The sequence below is a fragment of the Bacillus sp. FSL K6-1366 genome (genome assembly GCF_037976695.1).
Classification (GTDB): Bacteria; Bacillota; Bacilli; order Bacillales; family Bacillaceae; genus Bacillus; species Bacillus subtilis.
Map to the genome: position 1 here is coordinate 2495631 of NZ_CP150268.1, position 24822 is coordinate 2520452.

At 44.9% G+C, this 24822-nt stretch carries 24 protein-coding genes; 18 read left to right on the plus strand and 6 right to left on the minus strand.

Annotated features, from left to right (window positions below; all coding sequences use genetic code 11):
- Nucleotides 1-5: 5 nt before the first annotated feature.
- Nucleotides 6-707: a two-component system response regulator NatR gene (gene natR / locus MHI44_RS13185; RefSeq protein WP_003234759.1), complete on the minus strand. Its 702-nt coding sequence runs from the start codon at nt 705-707 to the stop codon at nt 6-8.
- A 143-nt stretch (nt 708-850) separates the two neighbouring features.
- Here natR and natA point away from each other — a divergent pair, with 143 nt between their 5' ends.
- From natA to MHI44_RS13200, 3 genes are all read left to right on the plus strand, one after another.
- Complete coding sequence (natA, locus tag MHI44_RS13190) at nt 851-1591, plus strand: sodium ABC transporter ATP-binding protein NatA (RefSeq protein ID WP_003234757.1); 741 nt, start codon at nt 851-853, stop codon at nt 1589-1591.
- On the plus strand, nt 1592-2752 hold the full coding sequence (gene natB / locus MHI44_RS13195; protein ID WP_003234755.1) for a sodium ABC transporter permease NatB: 1161 nt from the start codon (nt 1592-1594) through the stop codon (nt 2750-2752). It begins immediately after the preceding gene.
- Between the two features lie 135 nt (nt 2753-2887).
- Nucleotides 2888-3820 carry an aldo/keto reductase gene (locus MHI44_RS13200; protein ID WP_015715197.1) on the plus strand — a complete coding sequence of 311 codons (933 nt, stop codon included), beginning with the start codon at nt 2888-2890 and terminating at the stop codon, nt 3818-3820.
- Nucleotides 3821-3858: 38 nt separating this feature from the next.
- On the opposite strand, the gene MHI44_RS13205 is transcribed toward MHI44_RS13200, so the two are convergent.
- Both MHI44_RS13205 and MHI44_RS13210 read right to left on the minus strand, forming a co-directional pair.
- Nucleotides 3859-4923 (minus strand): DUF4352 domain-containing protein, encoded by a 1065-nt coding sequence (locus MHI44_RS13205; RefSeq protein WP_003234750.1) that lies wholly within the window; start codon nt 4921-4923, stop codon nt 3859-3861.
- Nucleotides 4924-4945: 22 nt separating this feature from the next.
- Nucleotides 4946-5077, minus strand: a complete 132-nt coding sequence (locus tag MHI44_RS13210; protein WP_003246334.1) for a hypothetical protein — start codon at nt 5075-5077, stop codon at nt 4946-4948.
- A gap of 173 nt (nt 5078-5250) precedes the next feature.
- Here MHI44_RS13210 and MHI44_RS13215 point away from each other — a divergent pair, with 173 nt between their 5' ends.
- The gene (locus MHI44_RS13215; protein WP_339202094.1) at nt 5251-6672 is read left to right on the plus strand and encodes a YcdB/YcdC domain-containing protein; all 1422 of its coding nucleotides are present in this window, start codon (nt 5251-5253) and stop codon (nt 6670-6672) included.
- A gap of 186 nt (nt 6673-6858) precedes the next feature.
- Nucleotides 6859-8220: a YcdB/YcdC domain-containing protein gene (locus MHI44_RS13220; RefSeq protein ID WP_339202096.1), complete on the plus strand. Its 1362-nt coding sequence runs from the start codon at nt 6859-6861 to the stop codon at nt 8218-8220.
- A 7-nt stretch (nt 8221-8227) separates the two neighbouring features.
- On the opposite strand, the gene cwlK is transcribed toward MHI44_RS13220, so the two are convergent.
- The gene (cwlK, locus tag MHI44_RS13225; RefSeq protein ID WP_327847577.1) at nt 8228-8731 is read right to left on the minus strand and encodes a peptidoglycan L-alanyl-D-glutamate endopeptidase CwlK; all 504 of its coding nucleotides are present in this window, start codon (nt 8729-8731) and stop codon (nt 8228-8230) included.
- Between the two features lie 122 nt (nt 8732-8853).
- On the opposite strand from cwlK, the gene rapJ reads away from it, so the two are divergent.
- From rapJ to znuB, 6 genes are all read left to right on the plus strand, one after another.
- Entirely contained in the window at nt 8854-9975 is a 1122-nt protein-coding gene (gene rapJ, locus MHI44_RS13230) for a response regulator aspartate phosphatase RapJ (protein ID WP_339202099.1), read from the plus strand.
- 106 nt (nt 9976-10081) lie between these two features.
- A complete protein-coding gene (locus MHI44_RS13235; RefSeq protein ID WP_003234739.1) occupies nt 10082-10858 on the plus strand; it encodes an SDR family oxidoreductase in 777 nt (258 codons plus the stop codon).
- A 24-nt stretch (nt 10859-10882) separates the two neighbouring features.
- Nucleotides 10883-12568 carry an alpha-glucosidase gene (locus MHI44_RS13240; RefSeq protein ID WP_339202101.1) on the plus strand — a complete coding sequence of 562 codons (1686 nt, stop codon included), beginning with the start codon at nt 10883-10885 and terminating at the stop codon, nt 12566-12568.
- 186 nt (nt 12569-12754) lie between these two features.
- Nucleotides 12755-13714 carry a metal ABC transporter substrate-binding protein gene (locus MHI44_RS13245; protein ID WP_339202104.1) on the plus strand — a complete coding sequence of 320 codons (960 nt, stop codon included), beginning with the start codon at nt 12755-12757 and terminating at the stop codon, nt 13712-13714.
- A 54-nt stretch (nt 13715-13768) separates the two neighbouring features.
- The gene (gene znuC / locus MHI44_RS13250) at nt 13769-14464 is read left to right on the plus strand and encodes a zinc ABC transporter ATP-binding protein ZnuC (protein ID WP_014475714.1); all 696 of its coding nucleotides are present in this window, start codon (nt 13769-13771) and stop codon (nt 14462-14464) included.
- A complete protein-coding gene (gene znuB, locus MHI44_RS13255) occupies nt 14422-15264 on the plus strand; it encodes a zinc ABC transporter permease ZnuB (RefSeq protein WP_003246340.1) in 843 nt (280 codons plus the stop codon). The genes znuC and znuB overlap by 43 nt, the downstream gene beginning before the upstream one ends.
- Before the next feature lie 37 nt (nt 15265-15301).
- On the opposite strand, the gene MHI44_RS13260 is transcribed toward znuB, so the two are convergent.
- Entirely contained in the window at nt 15302-16297 is a 996-nt protein-coding gene (locus tag MHI44_RS13260; protein WP_003246351.1) for an LLM class flavin-dependent oxidoreductase, read from the minus strand.
- A gap of 283 nt (nt 16298-16580) precedes the next feature.
- On the opposite strand from MHI44_RS13260, the gene MHI44_RS13265 reads away from it, so the two are divergent.
- From MHI44_RS13265 to niaP, 7 genes are all read left to right on the plus strand, one after another.
- Nucleotides 16581-17180 (plus strand): TerD family protein, encoded by a 600-nt coding sequence (locus tag MHI44_RS13265; protein ID WP_042977278.1) that lies wholly within the window; start codon nt 16581-16583, stop codon nt 17178-17180.
- 21 nt (nt 17181-17201) lie between these two features.
- Nucleotides 17202-17783 carry a TerD family protein gene (locus tag MHI44_RS13270; RefSeq protein ID WP_003234723.1) on the plus strand — a complete coding sequence of 194 codons (582 nt, stop codon included), beginning with the start codon at nt 17202-17204 and terminating at the stop codon, nt 17781-17783.
- 34 nt (nt 17784-17817) lie between these two features.
- Complete coding sequence (locus MHI44_RS13275; protein ID WP_003241242.1) at nt 17818-18396, plus strand: TerD family protein; 579 nt, start codon at nt 17818-17820, stop codon at nt 18394-18396.
- Nucleotides 18397-18447: 51 nt separating this feature from the next.
- Nucleotides 18448-19221 carry a TerC family protein gene (locus MHI44_RS13280; protein WP_003234719.1) on the plus strand — a complete coding sequence of 258 codons (774 nt, stop codon included), beginning with the start codon at nt 18448-18450 and terminating at the stop codon, nt 19219-19221.
- A gap of 83 nt (nt 19222-19304) precedes the next feature.
- Nucleotides 19305-20918: a YceG family protein gene (locus tag MHI44_RS13285; RefSeq protein ID WP_339203552.1), complete on the plus strand. Its 1614-nt coding sequence runs from the start codon at nt 19305-19307 to the stop codon at nt 20916-20918.
- A gap of 15 nt (nt 20919-20933) precedes the next feature.
- Complete coding sequence (locus MHI44_RS13290; RefSeq protein ID WP_003234715.1) at nt 20934-22025, plus strand: toxic anion resistance protein; 1092 nt, start codon at nt 20934-20936, stop codon at nt 22023-22025.
- Between the two features lie 121 nt (nt 22026-22146).
- Nucleotides 22147-23349 (plus strand): niacin permease NiaP, encoded by a 1203-nt coding sequence (gene niaP / locus MHI44_RS13295; RefSeq protein ID WP_015715206.1) that lies wholly within the window; start codon nt 22147-22149, stop codon nt 23347-23349.
- 253 nt (nt 23350-23602) lie between these two features.
- On the opposite strand, the gene MHI44_RS13300 is transcribed toward niaP, so the two are convergent.
- Nucleotides 23603-24775, minus strand: a complete 1173-nt coding sequence (locus tag MHI44_RS13300) for an MFS transporter (RefSeq protein WP_339202107.1) — start codon at nt 24773-24775, stop codon at nt 23603-23605.
- Between the last annotated feature and the right edge of the window lie 47 nt (nt 24776-24822).

Consider the following 24822-nt stretch of genomic DNA (forward strand, 5'->3'; position numbering starts at 1 on the left):
ACTCCTCAAAAATAGTAGTTTTGAAAATAATCAAGCTGCTGCTTAGTGATCATCGCTTTTTTAGACGTTCCCTCAAAGGAAACTGTGAATGAATGCTTGGTATAAGCGGAAAAATGCTTTATGTAATGAATGTTGATAATAAAGGAACGATGCGAACGAAGAAAATCCTTTTCGGGCAGGTCGCCTTTAATATCATTTAATGTTTGATACGTTTGCACCTCTTCGGCGGTTGTCACAATCGTCGTCGAACGTCCCGTCCGTTCTGCGAAAATAATATCCTTCTTTTGCAGGACGTGCATTTCAGACTTTTGCTTTATCAATATACGCCCATTCAAACTCGTTTCCGTTTTCTTTTTCAAGTAGCGGTCGAAGGAAGCGGCCAGACGGTCGGCATAGTACGGCTTCATAATATAATCATGGACGTTCAGGTCAAAGGCGTGAACCGCATAACCGCCGTGACCGGTAACAAAAATCACATCCACATCAAGTGAATGGGATTTGATCAAATCAGCAAGCTCGTAGCCAGACATATGGGGCATCTCGATATCGGCAAGCAGCAGATCAATGTCTCCGTTCTTTACCCGCCTGTAGGCTTCCTTCGCTGAATCGGTGGAAAAGACAATTTCGACGTCCTGCATTCTGGACACGATCGCTTCTAACTTCTCTAAATCTACTCGATAATCATCTACAAGTCCGACTTTTACCATTATCATTCCCCTAGTTACATAGAATCATCTTTATTCTATCCCATTTCGCGACATAAAAAGAACTCTTCGCGACAACTTTATCCAACTAATCCAGCTTTTCGTATATAGTCATTACTAGAAATAAAGATAAGGGAGATTGTGACATGATTACACTGACCGATTGCAGCCGCAGGTTTCAGGATAAGAAAAAAGTAGTCAAAGCGGTGCGAGATGTAAGCTTAACAATTGAAAAAGGAGAAGTCGTCGGCATTCTCGGAGAAAACGGTGCCGGCAAAACGACGATGCTGAGAATGATTGCTTCCTTGCTTGAACCATCACAGGGTGTAATCACAGTAGACGGCTTTGACACGGTCAAGCAGCCGGCTGAGGTCAAACAAAGAATCGGTGTCTTATTCGGAGGAGAAACCGGGCTTTACGACAGGATGACCGCTAAAGAAAATCTCCAATACTTCGGCAGGCTGTATGGGCTGAACCGCCACGAGATCAAAGCAAGAATAGAAGATTTATCGAAACGGTTCGGCATGCGCGATTATATGAACCGGAGAGTGGGCGGGTTTTCTAAAGGCATGAGGCAGAAAGTCGCCATTGCCAGAGCGCTGATTCACGATCCGGACATCATTTTATTTGATGAGCCGACAACTGGGCTTGATATTACGTCAAGCAACATCTTCCGCGAATTTATACAGCAGCTCAAAAGAGAACAAAAAACGATTCTTTTCTCCAGCCACATTATGGAGGAAGTGCAGGCGCTCTGTGACAGTGTCATCATGATTCACAGCGGAGAGGTGATTTACCGAGGGGCGCTTGAATCACTATACGAGAGCGAGCGCAGTGAGGATTTGAATTACATCTTTATGTCTAAGCTTGTCAGGGGGATTTCTTAAATGCTGAGCCATATTTATAAAAAAGAAATGATCGACGCTTTACGCGACAGAAAAACGATATTACTCACAATCTTAGTGCCGATGATTATGATGCTTGGACTTGTCTTTTTTTATGAAAGCATGCTGTCCGACAAAGGGGAGCAGTACACGCTGGCTGTCGGCCATTCGCTTCCGCCCGCACTGGAAAGCAAGCTTAATGAGATTGACGAAATCAGCGTAAAAACATTTGCAAAGCCTGAAGAGGCAGTTGATGAAGGAAAAGCAGATGCCTATCTGAACGTCCCGAAAGAGTTCGACTCATATGTCAACAGCATGACACCTTTTAAGGTTGATGTTTACGGCAATTCAATCGATCAAGGGTCGTCAAATGCCATGCAGCTTGTGCAGTCTGCCTTAGATCAGTACAAAAATGAAATTGTGCAGCAACGTTTAACAAATAAGCATATTGATCAATCGGTGATCCAGCCGTTTACAATTCAGCAAAAGGAAGCGGATGAGGAGAAAGGGACTTCCGCTATTATGCTTTCCGCCATTCTGCCCATGCTGATTCTGACTTCCATTGTTTCCGGCGCAATGCCGATCGCTCTTGATATCATGGCCGGTGAAAAGGACCGAAAGTCAATCGAGGCGCTGCTATTAACGCCAGTCAGCAGAAACAAAGTGCTGGTCGGCAAGTGGCTTGCGGTTTCCACTTTTGGCGTGGCTTCAGGTGTATTTGCTTTGGTGTTTTTGATTTTGTCCACCGTGTTATTTACCGAAAATTTAAAAACGGCCTTCCAGCTGGGAGATCATATGTGGAGTGTAATCGGCGCTTCAGCCTTAATCATTGTGCTCTCTGCATTGCTGATATCTGCGATGGAGCTTTTCATCAGCATCATGTCCAGCTCGGTAAAAGAAGCGCAAAGTTATATGTCTCTCGTCGTCTTTCTGCCTGTGTTCCCGATGTTTTTCATCTTCAGCAAGGCACCGAACCAATTTGACTTATCATACTTTCTCATCCCGTTTCTGAACCTGCATGCGTTATTTAAACAGCTTTTATTCGGGATGGTTGATCCGGCTGCCATTTTGTCTACGTCAGGAACCATCGCCGTGCTGATCGCCATCTTCTTTTTACTAGCCAGAGCCTGCTTCCTGAAAGACAAATGGGTTCTCCCAAAATAAACTTGCGAAAGGAGAAATACACTTTCTCCTTTTTGTATATCCTGAAAAAAGAAGGAAAATAGAAAAAGGATATCTAATACAAAAAGTGACCCTGCACTATTTTTCATCAAAATTGGTTTCAAAGGAGAAGGAACAATGGATCAAACACGTACACTCGGCAAAACGAAGCTGAAGGTGAAGCGGATCGGATTCGGCGCGAATGCGGTCGGCGGGCATAATCTATTTCCAAATCTAAATGATGAAACAGGGAAGGATTTAGTGCGCACGGCATTGGATGGCGGCGTCAATTTTATCGATACCGCCTTTATATATGGATTGGGGAGATCTGAAGAATTAATCGGCGAAGTCGTACAGGAACGCGGCGTGCGGAATGAGCTCATCATCTCCACCAAAGGAGCTCATAAAGAAGTGGACGGCAGCATTGAATTAGACAATAGCCGGGAGTTTCTTCGCAGCGAGGTCGAGAAGAGCCTGAAGCGGCTGAAAACAGATTATATTGATTTGTATTATGTTCACTTTCCGGATGGAAAAACACCTCTCGCTGAAGTGGCGGGCACTTTGAAAGAGCTGAAGGATGAGGGGAAAATCAAAGCAATCGGCGCTTCGAACCTCGATTATCAGCAATTGCAGGATTTTAATGCTGATGGCTATTTGGAGGTCTTCCAGGCCGAATATTCTCTCATACAGCGTGATGCCGAGAAAGAGCTTCTTCCATACTGTGAAAAACAAGGCATCTCCTTTATTCCTTACTTTCCGCTTGCGTCCGGACTGCTGACAGGAAAATTCACGCGAGACACAGTCTTTGATGATTTCAGAAAGGATAAACCTCAATTTCAGGGTGAAACGTTTATCCACAATCTCAAAAAAGTAGATAAGCTGAAAGCAGTAGCGGAGGAAAAACAAGCGGATACGGCACATGTCGCCTTGGCGTGGCTGTTAACGAGACCGGCGATTGATGCCATTATTCCAGGAGCTAAACGACCTGAGCAATTACAGGATAACCTGAAAACCTTGAACATTGAACTCACCGAAGATGAAGTGAATTTCATCAGCGACATTTTCAAATAAAAAGGAAATAGCCGTCATGGCTATTTCCTTTTGGTGTTTTATTCTTTGATGAATGCTTCGACTAATTCTGCTGCTCTGTAATCATCCATATCAAGCTGCCATTGGTCGATGTCATTTTTCTTCATTTTCACTTCAACTGTTTTTTCAGATGAAGCAGGTCCAAGCTTTTTGAATTCCTCAGGATAGACTTGAAGCGCGTATTTCACTGCCTCTTCATAGCTGGCACTAGAGTTTTTACTGTAGTAGTCTTTCACTTTGTCTTCGATACGGTCTGAAAGAGAAGATGCATCTACAGGTTTAACTGTGGCTTCAACAATTGCTTCGTCTTTAGAGATTGAAGTCGTTTTTGCCTGAATGGAAGAGTTTTTGCTTAATCCCTCTTTAATGCCGTTCACGATATTATCAAGCGCTTTGCTGTCCGCATATGTGCTGGAAAGGCCGGAAGCTGAGAGATAACCGTCTTTGGCTGATTCATTGAAATCATTTACAATTTCATTTTTGTTAGCGCCGGTGATTTTTTCGAAATCGGCGTTATCTTTGCCGAAAAGAAGGACATCAACATAAGCTGATAACGCTTTTGCAGAATCTTGGAGCTTATCTGCCGTCGCCAGGATTTTTTTGTCTTTTCCGTCAATTTTAAAAGTAACTGATTTTGGCTTTTTATCACCGTAAGATTCCGGCGTATAGTTAAGCTCGTATTGCTTGCCTTTATCTACAACGAAGAAAAGATTTCCTTCAACGGATTTGTCAGCGTTAATCGTGCTGCCCTGAAGCTTTTCGCTATAGTCTTCAGGGTCTGTGTCAGACATTTTGGTATCACCTTGATACAATGTGAAATCCATACTGTCTACATTCAGCGGGTCTTTTCCTGTGTTTTTCACCGCGACATTGACTTTTAACACAAGCTGGTCATCTGAAGTGGACTTATCATATTTAGACGGAAGCGTATAAGAGACATCCTTGATTTTGACTTGAGCTATATCTGAGCTTTTTTCTGTTTCTGATTCTTTCTTCTCCGCGCTTGTTTTGCTGCCGGAACAAGCAGCTGTAAACATCATCAGCAGAAGAATTAGGAAAACAGCGTACGTTTTTTTCTGAAACATTCATTTTTCCTCCTCAAATGGTTTAGGAAAGGGGAGTCTTTTGTCTTTGAGAAATGGATCTTTTTGAATGGATTAGCATCATATAACCAAAAAAATCAGTTCTTTTCTCACGGTTTTCACCGGATTTTCTGGAAACTCCGCCCTCCTTTGTCATGAATGGACCTATAAAAAGTTACAACGGAATTAATTTTAAGATTATTAGCTTTTATATTGAATAGGTTCATCATCCTATTTTTGGTGAAAAATGTTCTGGTAAAACTGGTAAACTCAGAAAACTGTGTATTTTAGACTATTACTTTTTGATTAGTTGGAGGGAACTTAAGAAGGATGAAAGGGGCTGCCTTTGTGAAGAAAGAGGGACTGAAACAAAAAGCACTGGAAATCGGCCGGGTGCCGACACACTTAAAACTGGAAATTGAAGATTATGGCGGTGATGACAAAAGAGCCTATTTTTGTTGGAGAGATCCTCAGGATGAGAATATCGGCATTATCGTGGAACTTGGACCGGACGGGGAGCTGGAATCCCTTTCCTGTGATATTGAGCCTGAAATCGGAGAAAGGCTGTCTGAGGAGAAACTAGAGGATATCATGCGCCAATTTGTCGAGACTCATCATCCGGGGGCACTCTCTGCCTTTGTTCGTGAAGAAAATGACCGTGCATACGGCGATAAAGTGAGAATTTCATATGTTCAAATGGAGGCTGGGCTTCCTCTCCCCATGAGCGGATTTATGGCTGATGTTTCCTTATCAGGAGAGATCGTTTACTTCAGCTATTACGGCGAAGCAGGCAGCATCATCAAGCCAAAGAGGGTCGCGGATGTTGAAGAGGCACTTGCCTTTATCAAGAAGGACGTGGAGTTCGACCTTTTGTTTGAGGTTCTCCATCGTTCTGTTTACAGAAATGGAGATGATCAGCCGCATTTGGTGTATGAGCCTGAATGTAGGGCGATTACCGTACCTGCGGATTTGGTTCAAGAAGAACAAGGAGGAGTTGATGATGACGATGATTACAGGGAGCCGGAGAGCTTTCCTCTCCCTTTATTCGAGGGCATCCGCGAAAAGGCCGATCCTGACAGCATGATTGGTATTGAAAATGGGTTTGTCAAAGAGCGGGAAGCGGATTTGGGAGATGGGAGAATCGGAATCGTTTGGCGGAATCCGGATGACCCTGTGTATCAGCCGGCGGATAAAAGCATGGACAGCTGGTTTAAGGGACGGACTCATCAAGTGCTGAAAACCATCTATAACAAAGAAACCGGAAAACTCGAAGGCGTCATGTCATTTATGGAGGAAAAAGGGCCGCTGACAGTAACTTTGGCAGAGTGCGAAAAAATCGCGCTTCGCTTTCTGTTTGCTTTATTTCCGAATGCCGATCAATATTTTAGGATCAGATACGATGAAAAGGATGAAGAAGAAAACGCAGTCGCTGTTTTTACATTTGAAGCGCATTGTCACGGAGTTCCGATCCGATTTGGGCAGATCAAAATTTGTGTCAGCCGCCAGACAGGGTATATCACCGTTTATATGGGACCGGATATTGACCCAAATGAGCTGGCAACCATTGATCCTGTGCCGGCCATTTCAGTTGAACAAGCCAAGGCTATCTTTTGGCAGCATTTTAAAGTTGAGCTTGGCTGGGAAAGAGAGTACGGAGATGATGAAGAACACAGCTACCGGCTCGTCTATAAGCCGGTGTATCCGCGTTTTATCGATGCACATACAGGAGAGCCTGTCTTCAGCTCATGGTAAAACAGCCAAAAGTCACGCAATTGCCTCAGGTATAGAAGAGAGTACGTGATGAAAGTAACAGAAAGAATCTCGAAAAACAATGACAATAATAGAAAAGGACCTTTCTTCACTTTAAAAGAAGAAAGATCTTTTTATATAATAAACAGGATTCTCTTTGTCGTAGACTCTTTGAAAGGGATGACTTCATTGGTTAATACACAGCTGAAAAAGAAGGCGCAGGAGATCGGAAATGTACCGACGCATTATGAGCTTGAGATAGAAGATTACGACCAAAAGCAAAAGAAGTACGGGCAGGCATATTTTATCTGGAAGGACCCTAAAGATCCGGAAAAGCACATTACAGTTGAACTTAGAAATGACGGCGCCTTGCTCACCTTTTCAACAACTGTCCACTCCGAGACAGACAAAAAACTTCCAGATGCCGAGCTGAAGCTGACGGCTCTTCAGTTTGCCGCTGCCAATCATCCCGGCACATTTATGAATTTTCATTTTCAAGGCAAGGAAGAAAGGGGGCAGCACATCCGGTTTGTCTATACCAAAATGGAGCTGGGGCTTCCGATTCCCAATTCAGGCTTTTTAATTGATATGACACGAAGCGGTCAGATTGTCCACTTTCTATATTACGGGGAAGGGCATAAAGCCGAAGTTCCGACGGAATTTGTAGCAAAAGAGAAGGTTGTGTCCCATTACTTAAACACAATGTCTTTTGAGCTGATGTACGATGTCATTGATGGCGAACAGGAACCAAGGCTTGTATATGAACCGATTCTACCGGGATACAGCTATCCCGCAGATGTAGACGAAATTGTGCCCGACCAGCATATCGCAGATGAAAGAATAGAAAACACGGCGCCACTGCCGCCGCTTCAGAACAAGGAAGAAGTTGATATATTTGCCTTGCTGGGTTTTACCTCTGATATGCAGAAAGTCAGTGAAAGAGACTTTGGAGAACAAATTGGAAGCACGTGGCGCAGGGGCGCTGCGCCGGAGCGTAAGGATTTAAGCATAGGAAGCTATTTTGAAACGAGAAATAAAAATACAATCAAAATGAAGACGGATAAAAGAACCGGAAAATTAAAAGCAGCGCTTTCTTTTATGGACTGGCGGAACAACCTCCAATGCTCCACGGAAGAATGCCAAGAGATAGCGCTTCAATTTTTGTATGCCCTCTATCCGAGAGCAGCTGAGTTTTTCAGGGTGAATCCCGTCCGAATTGATGAAAGAGGGAGAGTCCGCAACCATTTTTCTGTCTGGTATAAAGGAGTGCCGCTGCGGTTCGGCGCTGCCCGCATCATTGTCAATCCGGAAACTGGGTTGATTGACGCTTTTATGGCGCCTGATATTGAACCTGAACAATTGGAAGCGATAAATCACAGGCCGGATGTTTCCGCTGAAGAAGCGAAAGAAGCATTTTTAGCCGCTTTTGATGTGAAACTGGAATGGCAGCCTGACTTTACTGCAGGCAGTGACCAGCACTGCAAACTTGTCTATAAGCCGGTTTACCCTTCCTATATTGATGCGCACATAAGGAAAAAGAAAAGGCTGTGAGGGGTGTCTAGTTAGGAATCATCTCCAAGTGGGGGTAGTCCTTGAATCGTTTCCAATCCCCGCCCCATTCGAAACCGAGTGTCTTAGCGATCTCGACAACCTCCAGCCAATCTGATTTTCCGTTTTGATTGCCGTCATATTCCATATCCCATATGATGCTTCCATCCTTTTTTTGAAGGGCGAAATCAATCGCTAAACCATAGTTATGATACGATTCCCCTCCTCTTGCATAGGTGACAATATTCCCTTTTTTTGTACGTCCCTGTTTATATAATTCATCTTGTTCCTTAAAGGACCTGAATCCTTCAGTAATGACGACGGTAATGCCTTTATTCGCTGCAGCGGCTTTGAGTGCATCGGCATTCTGCTTCACAATCGGATGAAGATCCGAGGGGACAGGCATGTCCTGCAAGGCGTTTTGAGAATGCCATTCATGCCGAATATAACTAAAACAAAGATCTAGAAGAAATAGAATACATAAAATAACAAGTGTTTTTGCGGGTAACTTCATATCGGTCTCACTTTCTCAAGATGTGCTGAATGTTAACGCTTTTAAGTGATTGACTCTCTCTAAAAGCGAACAGCTATGATAAAATATAACATAAATAGTAGCAGGAGGAAGGAGGCAGACCGATGAGAGCAAAGATTCCATCAGAAGAAGTAGCAGTAAAGCTGAATGAATGGTACAAGCTCATTCGCGCATTTGAAGCAGATCAAGCAGAAGCGTTAAAGCAGGAGATTGAATACGATTTAGAAGATATGGAAGAGAACCAGGACTTGCTTTTATATTTTTCTTTGATGGAATTCCGGCATCGAATCATGCTTGATAAGCTGATGCCGGTGAAAGACAGCGACACCAAGCCTCCGTTCTCTGATATGCTGAACGAAATTGAAAGCAATCAGCAAAAACTCACGGGCTTATTGGAATACTACTTTTATTATTTCAGAGGAATGTACGAATTCAAGCAGAAAAATTTCATATTAGCGATTGACCATTATAAACATGCCGAGGAAAAGCTCGAGTATGTCGAGGATGAGATCGAAAAAGCTGAGTTTCTTTTTAAAGTCGCAGAAGTGTATTATCACATCAAACAAACTTATTTTTCCATGAATTATGCGAGCCAGGCGCTTGATATCTATACGAAATATGAACTGTACGGTCGCCGCCGGGTTCAGTGTGAATTTATCATCGCCGGAAATTTGACCGATGTGTATCATCATGAAAAAGCACTGACCCACTTGTGCAGCGCTTTAGATCATGCCAGGCAGCTTGAAGAAGCATACATGATCGCCGCTGCCTATTATAATGTCGGACACTGTAAGTACAGTCTGGGTGATTACAAAGAAGCGGAGGGCTATTTCAAAACAGCCGCCGCCATTTTTGAGGAGCACAACTTTCAGCAAGCTGTTCAAGCTGTATTTTCACTGACCCATATCTACTGTAAAGAGGGAAAATACGACAAGGCAGTAGAGGCGTATGACCGCGGGATAAAGAGCGCGGCTGAATGGGAGGATGACATGTACTTGACGAAATTCCGCCTCATTCATGAGCTGTATCTTGGAAGCGGCGACCTGAACGTGCTTACAGAATGCTTTGACCTGCTGGAATCCAGGCAGCTTCTTGCTGACGCCGAAGATCTGCTGCATGATACAGCGGAACGTTTCAATCAGCTGGAACATTACGAGTCCGCCGCTTTCTTTTACAGCAGGCTGATGAATATTAAAAAGAAGCTTGCCGAGCAGCGTTTTCAATAGGAAATGGCAGAGAACTACAGGTTCTCTGCTTTTTTTGTGCTGTTTTCAACTCGGAAAAACAGGGTATTTTCCACTGCATAGTGAGAAACAGAGGAGGATATCAAGTATGTACAAAGATTTAACCGGAAAAACAGCGATTGTGACAGGGTCTTCAAAAGGAATCGGGAAAGCCATTGCGGAACGGTTCGGACAGGAGAAAATGAATGTTGTTGTAAACTACCACAGCGACCCGTCTGGAGCCGATGAAACCCTGGAAATCATTAAGCAGAACGGAGGGAAAGCCGTCGCAGTTGAGGCGGACGTGTCAAAAGAAGAGGGGATTCAGGCGCTCTTGGACACAGCTTTAGAGCATTTCGGCACGCTCGATGTGATGGTAAACAACTCCGGTTTTAACGGCGTTGAGGCGATGCCGCATGAGATGAGTCTTGAAGATTGGCAGAGAGTGATTGATGTCAATGTTACCGGAACCTTTCTGGGAGCGAAAGCAGCACTTAACCACATGATGAAAAACAATATCAAGGGCAATGTGCTGAATATCTCAAGTGTTCATCAGCAGATTCCGCGCCCTGTCAACGTTCAGTATTCCACATCCAAAGGCGGCATCAAGATGATGACGGAAACGCTGGCGCTCAATTATGCGGATAAGGGAATCCGCGTCAATGCGATAGCGCCCGGCACCATTGCCACAGAATCAAATGTTGATACGAAAAAGGAAGAGAGCAGGCAAAAACAATTGAAAAAAATCCCGATGAAAGCCTTCGGAAAGCCTGAAGAAGTGGCGGCAGCAGCAGCTTGGCTCGTATCTGAGGAAGCAAGCTATGTGACCGGCGCAACACTTTTCGTCGACGGCGGAATGACACTTTATCCATCTCAGCTTGAATAGAAGACAAAACAGGGGGATTGCGGGATGAAAACGGACTGGTGGAAGAATGCAGTGGTGTACCAAATTTACCCGAGAAGCTTTCAGGACAGCAATGGAGACGGAATTGGGGACTTGCGGGGGATTATTTCCCGTCTTGACTACATAAAGGAGCTCGGGGCAGATGTGATTTGGATTTGCCCGATCTATCCTTCTCCGAATGTTGATTACGGCTATGATGTGACAAACCATAAGGCGATTATGGATTCTTACGGAACAATGGACGATTTTCACGAGCTGCTGGACCAGGTGCATCAGCGGGGATTAAAGCTGGTGATGGACTTTGTGTTAAATCACACCTCGGTCGAGCATCCGTGGTTTAAAGAAGCGGAGCTGGACAAAAACAGCAAATACCGCAGCTATTATTATTGGCGTCCCGGCACAAAGAACGGCCCGCCGACGGACTGGCTCTCAAACTATGGGTGCCCGGTCTGGCAATACGAGGAGCACACCGGAGAATACTATCTCCATATGAATGCCGTCAAACAAGCTGATTTAAACTGGGAAAATCCCGAAGTTCGCCAGGCGGTGTATGACATGATGAAATTTTGGCTCGATAAAGGGGTCGACGGTTTGCGAATTGATCAGCTCCATCTCATTTCTAAGAAAGAATATCTTCCTTCGTATGAGGACTATATCAATCAGCAGGCAGAGCCGAAGCCCTTTCAGCCAAATGGCGAACAAATCCATGACTATTTAAAAGAAATCACAGATGAAGTGTTTTCTCATTATGATGTCATGTCTGTCGGAGAGGTCGGCAGTGTCACACCGGAAGAAGGCTTGAAATATACGGGAACAGATAAGCATGAGCTGAATATGATTTTTCACTTTCAGCATATGGAGCTTGATCAGCAGCCCGGAAAAGAACATTGGGATTTGAAGCCCCTTGAGCTTTCTGATTTAAAATCGGTTTTGACAAAATGGCAAAAGAAGCTTGAACATCAAGGCTGGAATACATTGTTTTGGTGCAACCACGACCAGCCCCGGATTGTGTCCAGATTCGGAGACGATGGGGAATACCGCAAAGCATCAGCGAAAATGCTGGCAGCCGTACTTTATTTTATGAAGGGCACGCCGTATATTTATCAGGGAGAAGAAATCGGGATGACAAACGCGCCGTTCACCCGGATTGAAGACTACAAAGATATCCAAACGATCAATATGTATCATAAACGGGTGTTTGAAAAAGGCTATGATCCAAATGATGTGATGAGATCGATCTTAGCCAAAAGCCGGGATCACGCCCGGACCCCGATGCAGTGGAACAGCGGCAAAAATGCCGGATTTACTGACGGCACGCCTTGGCTGAAGGTCAATCCGAACTTCACCGCAATCAATGTGGAGGAAGCGCAGGCAGATCCTGATTCTGTCTTAATCTATTACAAAAAGCTGATCAGCCTGAGAAAGCAGTACGCTGACCTCATGAAAGGGAGCTTTGATCTTTTGCTTCCGGACGATCCGCAGTTGTTTGTATACATGAGAGAAAACAGTAAACAGCAGCTTTTGTCGGTCAATAATTTTTCAAAAGAGCAGGCTGTTTTTCAGTGGCCTAAGAACTGCGGCAAAGCTCAGGCCTCTCTGCTTCTCAGCAATTATAACAACGATGATCTTGCTGACGAAATGGTGTTCCGGCCTTATGAGAGCAGGGTCTATCTTCTGGACAAAACAAACTAATGATTGAAGTAGCCCGGCATTTTTAGCCGGGTTTTTTAGTACATATATTCGCTCTGCAGGCGGGAAGAATAAATGAAAATGAAATTTATTCTTGCAAAACGTAATGACTTCGGTTTATTATGATATAGGATTACAAAATCGTTATCATTTTGATTTAAAGTTACTGAAAAAGAGGGGATATACGATATGTTTAAAAAATGGAGCGGTTTGTTTGTGATTGCAGCGTGCTTTTTATTAGTTGCAGCATGCGGCAACTCATCAACAAAAGGGTCGGTGGATTCAAATGGTGATAAACTGCACGTTGTCACAACGTTCTACCCGATGTATGAATTCACAAAACAAATTGTAAAAGACAAAGGCGATGTGGATCTGTTAATCCCATCTTCCGTTGAACCGCATGATTGGGAACCGACGCCGAAAGACATTGCCAACATTCAGGATGCTGATTTGTTCGTTTATAATAGTGAATACATGGAGACATGGGTTCCGTCAGCTGAAAAAAGCATGGGCCAAGGCCATGCCGTTTTCGTTAATGCAAGCAAAGGTATTGATTTAATGGAAGGCTCTGAAGAAGAACACGAAGAGCATGATCATGGGGAGCATGAGCACAGTCATGCAATGGACCCTCACGTATGGCTCAGCCCTGTTCTGGCACAGAAGGAAGTTAAAAATATTACGGCGCAAATCGTGAAGCAGGACCCGGATAACAAAGAATACTATGAGAAAAATAGTAAAGAATATATTGCAAAACTGCAGGATCTTGATAAACTATATCGTACAACCGCAAAAAAAGCGGAGAAAAAAGAATTTATCACGCAGCATACAGCTTTTGGCTATCTGGCAAAAGAATACGGCTTGAAGCAGGTTCCGATTGCAGGGCTTTCACCTGACCAAGAACCGAGTGCAGCCAGCTTGGCAAAGCTGAAAACATATGCCAAAGAACATAATGTAAAAGTTATTTACTTTGAAGAAATTGCATCCTCAAAGGTCGCAGATACGCTCGCCAGTGAAATCGGCGCAAAGACAGAAGTGCTGAATACACTGGAAGGCTTGAGCAAAGAAGAACAGGATAAAGGTTTAGGGTATATCGACATTATGAAACAAAACCTCGATGCCCTGAAAGATTCACTATTGGTTAAATCATAAGATAGTGTGCGCCGGAGGGTGCACACTATTTCTTTGTGAGAAAGGAAGATTAACATGAATCTCGTCTCATTGAAAGATATCGTTTTCGGCTATTCCCATACGCCTGTTTTAGATAAAGTATCACTTGATATTGAAAGCGGTGAGTTCGTCGGCATCACTGGGCCAAACGGCGCCTCTAAATCGACGCTCATAAAGGTAATGCTCGGCATGCTGAAACCGTGGGAAGGCACAGTGACGATCAGTAAAAGGAATACAGAAGGGAAACGCCTGACCATAGGGTACGTCCCGCAGCAAATTTCTTCATTTAATGCCGGCTTTCCGAGCACGGTGCTGGAGCTTGTTCAGTCAGGCCGCTATACAAAAGGGAAATGGTTTAAACGTTTAAATGAAGAAGATCATCTTGAAGTAGAAAAAGCACTGAAAATGGTGGAAATGTGGGAGCTCCGCCATCGTAAAATCGGTGATTTATCAGGCGGACAGAAACAGAAAATCTGTATCGCCAGAATGCTCGCCAGCAACCCGGATCTGCTGATGCTGGACGAACCGACGACAGCTGTTGATTACGACAGCAGAAAAGGATTTTACGAATTTATGCATCACCTTGTGAAAAATCACAACCGCACAGTTGTGATGGTTACTCACGAACAAAACGAAGTACAGCAATTTTTAGATAAAGTGATTCGATTAGAGAGAGGAGAAAAAGGCGGATGGAAATGTTTGACTTGGAATTCATGCGACGAGCTTTTCTAGCAGGCGGCATGATCGCCGTCATGGCTCCGATACTAGGAGTGTATCTCGTTCTCAGAAGACAGGCCTTAATGGCTGACACACTTTCACATATCTCATTGTCAGGTGTTGCCATCGGCTTTTTTCTCAGCACCAATATAACCGCAGCAAGCATAGTCGTCGTGACCATCGGCGCGATCGGAATTGAATACATGCGGCGGGCGTATCGGACTTATTCAGAAGTGTCCATTGCCATCTTAATGGCAGCTGGTTTGTCCTTCGCGATGTTTTTAATCAGCCTTTCCAAAGGCACAGCCAATATGAGCATCGATCAATACCTATTTGGATCGCTTGTGACAGTAAACCAGCAGCAGGTCTATATTATCAGTATTATCACACTGCTGATCCTGCTTTATTTTATTGTACTGAGAAGGCCGCTCTACCTGCTGACGTTTGATGAAGCAACAGCCAAAACATCGGGAATCAATACAAACGTTCTTTCGTTGTCATTCAGTATTGTCACAGGCCTTGCGATTTCAGTCATTATTCCGATCATCGGGGTCCTTCTTGTATCGGCCCTGCTCGTATTGCCGGCAGCATTCGCCATCAGAATTGCAAAAGGCTTTAACATGGTTTTCATTACAGCCATACTCATTTCATTATTCAGCGTATTTACGGGGCTGACATCATCCTATCAGCTCGGGACGCCGCCAGGTCCGTCTATTACCCTGCTATTGATCGTTTTGCTATTAATCGGATTTGCAGTTCAGGGAGTTTGGACGTTTATCAAAAAAGAAGCTCAGCGCAAAAAAAGAAGCCGATAACATGAAAAGCAGTTTTCCCTAGGGAAAACTGCTTTTTTTATAGAAACAATTCGGCAAGGCGCTCATAAGATTCTTTTTTCGCCTCAAAATCAAACACATTGCACAGAACCATGATTTCATTTGTTTCGTAGCAGCCTGTGAGGTCTAACAGCTGTTGTTTGACAGTGGTGGGAGAACCGATCACCATCCGCTTTCTGTTTTCTTCTATGAGTTTTTTATCGGACGCTGTATAGGGATGAGCTTTCGCTTCCTCGATGCTTGGCACGCGGCTGTCCAAGCCTTTTCCGACGCGAAGAAGCCACAGATCCTGGCTTAATGCGAGTTCTTCTGCCTCTTCATCTGTTTTTGCGCAAATGACAAAAATCGTAAACAGTGCGGATGGATTCGAAAAATGGGCTGAGGGCCGAAAGCTTTCCCGGTAGATGCGGAATGCATTTTCTCCTCGCTCGGGATTAATGAAATGCCCAAATACATATCCAATCCCCTGGTGCGCCGCGCGTCTTGCGCTGTTTTCACCAAGACCGAGCACCCATAGCTCGGGTGCCGTACCAATAAGGGGCGCCGCTTTGATTCCGGCATACGGATGGTCGGGAGGAAGGGAATCTGTTAGAAAATAAGAGACATCCTGCAGCTGTCTGTTAAATTCGGTTAAGCTTTTTTTCACCCCGTCCGTTAATGCAAGTCTGGTTTTTGTCGTGCCGCCGGGGGAGCGACCGACGCCGAGGTCAATCCGGTTTGGATACAGGGCCTCAAGCTGGCGAAAGGTTTCAGCCACTTTAAATGGGCTGTATTGGGGCAGAAGCACGCCGCCTGATCCGACACGAATGGTGTTTGTCTGTGCTGCGATGCGGGCGATCATGATTTCAGGCGCTGTGCTTGCCAGTCCTTTCGTGCTGTGATGCTCGGCAAACCAATAACGCTTATAGCCCCACTGTTCGCTTAATTGGGCAAGCTCAACCGAATGCTGGAGAGTTGTCACAGGGCTTTCTCCTTTAGAAACAGGTGCCTGATCAAGTATGCTTAAATGAATCAAAAGGCCGCTTCCTTTCTGTCTGTTTTTAGATGGTGACACAAGGATAGGCAAAATGACTTGCCCGCGTCAAATGGTTTGTTTAAGAAGCGCACTTTATAGCATTTGCAAATCATATATCAAATATGGAAGTTTTTTTTCGAGGTTTTTCGTCAATTATTCTTAACTTTTACGAAACTTTGATATAATAACAAACGTATATATTAGTAATTTACGGCTTATTTTCCTTGTGAGCGTAAAAATAAATGTGACTATCTTCACATTTTGATGAGTAGGAGTGAATCGTGTGGCAATTTCTTTAGAAAAAGGTCAACGAATTGATTTAACAAAAGGAAAAGCCGGTCTGTCAAAATTGATGGTCGGTCTCGGCTGGGACCCAGTGTCCTCAGGCGGAGGATTCTTCAGCAAACTGCTTGGCGGAGGCGGTCCGAATATCGACTGTGACGCTTCAGTGCTGATGCTGGAAAACGGAAAATTCACCGATAAGAAAAACCTGATTTATTTCGGCAACCTGAAAAGCCGCTGCGGCGGTGTACAGCATACAGGCGACAACCTGACGGGTGACGGTGCGGGCGATGACGAGCAAATTATGATAGATTTAGATAAAGTGCCTGCAAACATCGATAAGCTTGTATTTGTAGTAAACATTTACGATTGTGTCAGAAGAAAACAAGATTTCGGCATGATTCAAAATGCGTTTATCCGCGTAGTTGATCAATCTAATCACGAGGAAATGCTCAAGTACAATTTGAGAGACAATTACGCCGGCAGAACAAGCCTGATTACAGCAGAAATCTACCGCAGCGGCAGTGAGTGGAAGTTTGCGGCGATCGGTGAAGGCACAAACGATACGAGATTAGAAGATATTATCAGCCGATATGTATAAAAGAAAAGGAGTGGATGAAACATGACAATTTCATTGGCAAAAGGACAAAAAGTAGATTTAACAAAAACAAATCCGGGTCTTTCAAAGGTTGTTGTCGGTTTAGGCTGGGATACGAACAAGTATGACGGCGGACACGACTTTGATCTTGACTCAAGTGTGTTTCTGTTAGACGCCGCAGGCAAATGCGCGTCACCAAACGACTTTATTTTCTACAACCAGCTTGAAGGCGGCAACGGTTCAGTCGTTCATTCAGGCGACAACCTGACTGGTGCTGGCGAAGGCGACGATGAGAATGTAAAAGTAAATCTCAGCGCTGTACCGGCAAACATTGATAAAATCTCATTTGTTATTACCATTCACGATGCAGAAGCGCGCAGCCAAAACTTTGGACAAGTATCAAACGCGTTTGTCCGCATCGTAAATGAAGAAACAAATGAAGAGCTCATCCGTTACGATCTTGCAGAAGATTTCTCTATTGAAACGGCAATCATTGCAGGGGAGCTTTACAGACATAACGGCGAGTGGAAATTCTCAGCAATCGGCTCAGGCTACCAAGGCGGCCTTGCCCGCATTGCAACAGACTACGGTTTGCAAGTCGGTTAAGACAAATACGAAGAGCAGAAAGGAGAGAGGCAGTATGGCCATTCAATTATCAAAAGGACAGCGCATTGATTTAACAAAAACAAATCCGGGACTGACTAAAGCGGTGATCGGCTTAGGCTGGGATACAAACAAGTACTCCGGCGGACACGATTTTGACCTGGATGCTTCGGCCTTTTTAGTTGATGCGCATGATAACTGCGTAAATGATCTCGATTTCGTCTTCTATAATAACCTTGAACATCCGAGCGGCGGTGTCATCCATACGGGTGACAACCGCACGGGTGAGGGCGACGGAGATGATGAGCAGATTATCGTTGATTTCTCAAAAATCCCTGCTCACATTGAGAAAATCGGCATCACAGTGACCATTCACGACGCTGAAGCACGCAGCCAAAACTTTGGACAAGTTTCCAATGCATTTGTCCGCGTTGTGGATGAAGAAACGCAGAATGAGCTTCTTCGCTTCGATTTGGGAGAAGACTTCTCCATTGAAACAGCTGTTGTCGTTTGTGAGCTTTACAGACACGGCGGCGAGTGGAAATTCAATGCAATCGGCAGCGGATTTTCCGGCGGGCTGGCTGCATTGTGCCGGAATTACGGTTTGCAAGTGTAAGCGAGTGACAAATAGAGAAGTCACCGTTTCAAATTAATAGGAGGAAAAAACTTGGACTTTTTACATCATATTTTGTCTACGTATGCTTCATTTTTCGATTGGAAAATGTGGGGGGAAGTTCTGACTGATCCTGTTTCCTGGGGTTTGATCGGTTCCCTTGTTGTTCTGGAAGGCCTTTTATCGGCCGATAACGCGCTTGTTCTTGCGGTCATGGTTAAACACCTGCCGGAAAAACAGCGGAAAAAAGCGTTAACGTATGGTTTGTTTGGAGCTTATATTTTCAGGTTTATTTTCATCGGGCTCGGTATGCTTCTCATTAAATTCTGGTGGATCAAGGTGCTTGGCGCGCTTTACCTGGCTTGGCTCGTCATTAAGCACTTCTGGATTGGCGAAAAAGAAGAGGAAGCGGACGGCATCAAGAAAAACTCTTGGATGGTCCGCACGTTTGGGATCTTCTGGGCGACTGTCATTTCAGTAGAATTAATGGATCTTGCCTTCTCTGTGGACAGCATCCTGGCCGCGTTTGCAGTATCTGAAAAAGTATGGGTGCTTCTGATCGGCGGTATGCTTGGTATTTTAATGATGCGTACAGTGGCAAAAGTGTTCCTTGTGCTGATTGATAAAATTCCTGAGCTGGAAAACACAGCATTCGTCTTAATCGGCATTATCGCGCTGAAAATGGCGGGGAGCGCTTTCCATTACGAAATGCCGCACTCTGTATTCTTCATCATCATTATCGCTGCATTTGCGGTAACATTGATCATTCACTACATCAATAAACAAAAGCAGGTGCGCGAACAAACAGCCGCTTCAAAAGAAGAATAAAACAAAACAAGGAGGGAGGTTCAATGTCCTTCCTTTTTTGTTACCGAAATATCGTTCAATGACAAACCGGAAAGGAGGATATGATGAGACAAGAAGAACTAACCATTCATAAAGCACTTCCGGCTGATGGCGATTGGAAAAGCCTGCTGTTTCAGCCATTGCCGGAGCGGGATCACTATGAAACTGCACAAGGCCTTTCTTTTTCTCGTCTTGCCGGTCAGATATTGGGCACGCCTATTGATGAGACGGACTACTATAACGAGCTGTATGAGCTGTCTGTAAACGACCGCATAACGATTTTGAGTGAAACGCTTGATAAAACAATCGAACCGGAAACATTTCAAAAGCTTCAGCATATTCATTCCATCAATCAGAAAGAAAAAGGGCTGTCAGTCAGCCGCTTTGTTGCCTTTCTGGACGGGGAAAAGCTGATTGCGAAGCACTCAAATCCCCTGATGCACCGCCATTTAAGAAAAGCGCTGATGACGCTTTTACATACCTTTGCGGACAGTCATGAAAAGGGGCTGAATCATCCTGATTTTCGCAGAGTGCTGCTTGATGTCTCGAAGTTTTCCTTAAACCATCTGAACCCTTGGCTGGAAAAAACCGATATAGAGCGGGAGATGCCGAAGGTTGTTTGGTATGGAGATGCGACGAAAAGCCAGCTCTATTTCTTATATTATCTGATGCTGGTCGGCTGTGATGTACTGCTGTTCCATCCGGCGGGAACGGATCAGCTGGCGCTTGTCGACCCGAAGCAGGAGCTCGGTTTTACGGAAAAGCTCCCGGATGTTTCGGAGCTTCAGCCGTTTCCGAAAGAAAAACCAGACCGTAAATCAACAGTGGCCTACCGCTCAACAAAAGAAATTGAACATGTGCTGAATCACGAGGAGTCCATGCTGTACAAGCCATGGCAGTTCAGAGATCACACACCGGTGTCCGTTACGCTGAAAACGACCTATGATGAATTGTTTTTAATCGCGAAAGAACGCGCCTTTATTCGGCCGAATTTCAAAGCTGATAAACATTCCATTGAGATTCCGAATGTATTCGCCAAAATTATGGGCGTGTCGAAAGACAATAAGGAATATTGGAACAGGCTTCATACTCTAGCGGATTATCAGGAAACAGAAATGGTCAGAAGCTTTCCATTTACAGAAGAAATAAAGTCGAACTATCAATTTCACTACAGCCACGCACTTGATCAAGAAGGGAACATTGATCCGGACAAGCTGATGGCAAGCAATGTGTGGCAGTACAAACAGCTGCCGGCGGGCGTTCAGACTGCCATTGCCAAAACGATTTCGAGAATGTGCAGGCACCCGCGGCTTAAAGCCTTGCATCAGGAACAAGTCAAGGATGTTCAAATCTATTTGTTTAAACAAACAACAAACCTGCCTGCTAATCTGCTGAAATTGATTCAAATGTTCGACTATGCGCAAACCGTTCCGAAACTCGTTTTATATCATACGGAAATGAGCGGCGGACTCACGCGTTCGGATGCTGCCGCCCTGCTGTTCCTGAATGAAATCGGAATCGATATCATCATTTATAATCCGCCCGGACACCAAGATATTGAGCAGTTTATTGAAGATGACCAGTATGATATCCACTGGCTGGATGACATGGTGTTTCAGCAGGACTACAAAGAGCCTTCGATTGTGAAAAGGCTCTTCAGAACCATTACCCAAAAATAAGGAGAGAAGAAAAGCATGACAACAGAAAATCAAAATCCGCTTGTTCTCGATAAAAATGAAGAGATTTCCCAGCAAAAAGCTGACGATATCCGTCTTCAGCTCCGTCAGGAACCAGAAGTGAAGCGGCTTGCTCAACAAATTGACGTCAAAAACCAAATGGAGCTGCTTGAGTACGGCAAGGAGCCGGCCGTTGAAATATCCAAGTTCTCTGACCGCATCTTAGGGATGATGAAAACAACAAGCGTGACAGACTCCGGCACAATGCTGACTCAGCTTGGGAAAATCATGGACCGCTTCGACAAAAATGATTTTGATGAGCCAAAGGGATTAATGGCGAAGATTTTCAAACGCGGCGGCAGCATGATTGAAAAAATCTTTAAAAAGTATCAGACACTTGGCGGAGAGATTGAAAAAATCCACGTTGAGATTTCAAAATACAAAGATGAGATGACGAAGACGAACTACACGCTCGATGAAATGTATGAAAACAATATCAAATACTATATGGAGCTTGAAAAATACGTCGTTGCCGGGCAGATGAAACTGGAAGAGATGCAGTCGATCCTTCCTTCATATGAGGAAAAAGCGGCAAGCGGAAACCAGCTGGCGCAAATGCAGCTAGATACATTGCGCAACGGCATTCAGGCGCTTGAGGAACGGGTGTATGATCTGGATATGGCAAGGATGGTGGCGCTTCAAACCGCACCACAAATCCGTCTCCTGCAGCGCGGAAATGCAAAGCTGATCGGGAAAATCAACTCCGCGTTTATCATTACCATTCCGATTTTCAAAAACGGCATTATTCAGGCTGTTACGGTAAAGCGGCAAAAGCTTGTGGCTGATTCCATGAGCGAGCTTGACCGCCGGACAAACGAGATGCTGAAACGAAATGCTGAAAACATCTCGAGCCAAAGTGTTGAAATTGCGAGAATGGCCGGCAGACCGAGCATAGATATTGAAACGATCGAATCGTCTTGGAACACGATTGTCAGCGGCATGCAGGAAACAAAACAAATCGAAGAAGAAAACAAGCGCCTCCGCGAAGACGGCGCGAGACGAATTGCACAGCTTCAGGATAATATTAAAAAAGCAGCATTGCAGCAATAAGAAAAACCCCGCTTGTGGAACATAAGCGGGGTATTTCAATTACATCATTTATTTAATGACAATATGTAAAGACAGGTGTAAACTTAAAAGGTAATCATTTTGCATATCAGAGGTGTTGGCAATGGGAAAACAACAGCCTATATCCCAGCGTAAACTGCTGGGCGTCGCCGGTTTGGGGTGGCTGTTTGATGCAATGGATGTCGGAATATTATCGTTTATTATCGCCGCGCTCCATGTAGAGTGGAATCTGTCGCCCGAGGAAATGAAATGGATCGGAAGCGTCAATTCCATCGGCATGGCTGCGGGTGCGTTTTTGTTTGGTTTGCTTGCTGATCGAATCGGCCGCAAAAAAGTGTTCATCATCACCCTTTTATGCTTTTCCATCGGAAGCGGCATTTCCGCTTTTGTGACGAGCTTATCGGCATTTCTAATCCTTCGTTTCGTGATTGGTATGGGACTTGGCGGCGAGCTTCCAGTCGCTTCAACACTCGTTTCGGAAGCGGTTGTGCCTGAAAAGCGGGGCAGAGTGATTGTGCTTTTGGAAAGCTTTTGGGCCGTGGGCTGGCTCGCAGCGGCCTTGATTTCTTACTTTGTGATACCAAGCTTCGGCTGGCAGGCTGCCCTTCTGTTAACTGCGCTGACTGCTTTTTATGCGCTGTACCTGCGGACGAGTCTACCTGATTCGCCGAAATATGAATCGCTTTCTGCCAAAAAGAGGTCGGTGTGGGAGAATGTAAAAAGCGTCTGGGCAAGACAGTATATACGGCCGACGGTGATGCTGTCGATCGTTTGGTTCTGTGTGGTGTTTTCTTATTACGGCATGTTCCTATGGCTCCCGAGTGTCATGCTGCTGAAAGGCTTCAGCATGATTCAAAGCTTTGAATATGTCCTGCTGATGACGCTTGCTCAGCTACCTGGCTATTTCTCTGCCGCATGGCTGATTGAAAAAGCGGGCCGGAAGTGGATACTCGTCGTTTACTTGATTGGCACAGCAGGAAGCGCCTATTTCTTCGGAACGGCGGATTCCTTAAGTCTTCTGCTTACGGCTGGAATGCTGTTATCGTTTTTCAATCTCGGTGCGTGGGGCGTGCTGTATGCTTATACCCCGGAGCAATACCCGACTGCGATTCGAGCAACAGGTTCAGGAACGACAGCAGCGTTTGGAAGAATCGGCGGCATCTTCGGGCCTTTGCTCGTCGGAACCCTGGCAGCCCGTCATATTTCGTTTTCGGTCATCTTTTCAATCTTTTGCATTGCAATCTTACTCGCGGTTGCTTGTATTTTGATTATGGGGAAAGAAACGAAACAAACTGAGCTAGAATAGGAAAAGCACCTCTTAAAAGAGGTGCTTTCAGCGTGTCGACAAACCCTCGCATTCGTTGTCAGGACTGCGCTTCGGTGCTCAATGCGAAGTGGATCAACGGCTAAATTCTCAGGCGTCCTGCCTAAACGCCGTCGTCATCACATCCTGTGAATGTCCGCTCCTATGCTCGTCCTTCCTAGACTTCAAGGGTTTTCAATCACGCTGAAAAGATTTTGTCAACAATCTGAGGCACCTCTTGAATGAGGTGCTATTTTTACATTTGCGCCCGGGCTGCGGATTGGCGTTTCCCGGTTTTACTGATTGCCTGGTAGAGCGTCATAGAAAGTATGAACAAAATGGCAGTAAATCCTGTGACAGCTCCGAAATGCTGTGTGCTTTGATATAAAAAACCTGCAATACTTGTACCGACAGTGGTCCCGGCATACATAGCGGCATTGGAAAGGGAAGCGATGGTTCCTCGCGCATTTGGTGCAATGGATTGAAAGACACCCATCATTAACGGAAAGATGATGCCAGCTGTAAAGAACGTGAGAAAAAAGCCGGCTTCTACTAAAAACAAGTTTGGAAAGAACGGAAGAGCGAAATAGAGAGCGCCCATTAGCAGCATCCCGCTGATCAGTGTTTTAAACATGCCCAGCTTTTCTGAAACCCGGCTGCCGATAAGGCTCCCGAGCATATTTCCCAGTCCGAGTACAAGCATAGCTGCGCCAATTTGTGACACGGTTAAATGATAATCCGCGGAAAGCCAAGTACCCAGAAAGCTGAACGATGCGAAGTTTCCGGTTTGAAACAGAAAATAGGCAAGCAGAATAACCGATGTTTTCGGCAATGAAAAAAGCTCCCGATAGGGGTTGACAATTGATGGTCGCGCCAATGGTTCAGAAGGCCGGATATCAGGCATGACCGCCGCAAGGATCAATAGTAGAATAAGCGAGCACGCTGACAAAACGAAAAATGGCGTATGCCATGTAAAGGAAGCGAGAAACCCTCCAATAGGAAGTCCGAGCATTTGTGAAGCGGCCAAACCTGCTGTCGCAATCCCCATGCCTTTTATGATCTGAGAAGGCTGGACAATGACTGGGATGGACGCCCAAATTTGAGGCGTCACAAACGCAGCGCTAACGCCTGCGGCAAAACGGAACAGGCACATGGCGGCAAAAGAGGGAGCGATGCCGCATAAAAATGTGGATACGATAAAGCCTGCAAGTCCCCACAGCATGACTGTTTTCCTGTTCAGCCGGTCTGAGATTGGGCCTGCAATGAAAGCGAAGAGTGCATAACCGAGTGCATAAGCACTGACCATCCAGCCTGACAAATCAGTAGAGACATGAAACTGATCCTGTAAAAGGGGGAGAAGCGGCGAAAGCAAAAAGGTATCCGTGCCAATGACAAACATGACACTGAAGAAAAGCCAAATGCGATTCAAATTTTATCACTCCTATTGTTTTATAACTTTAAAACTATGAAACAGAT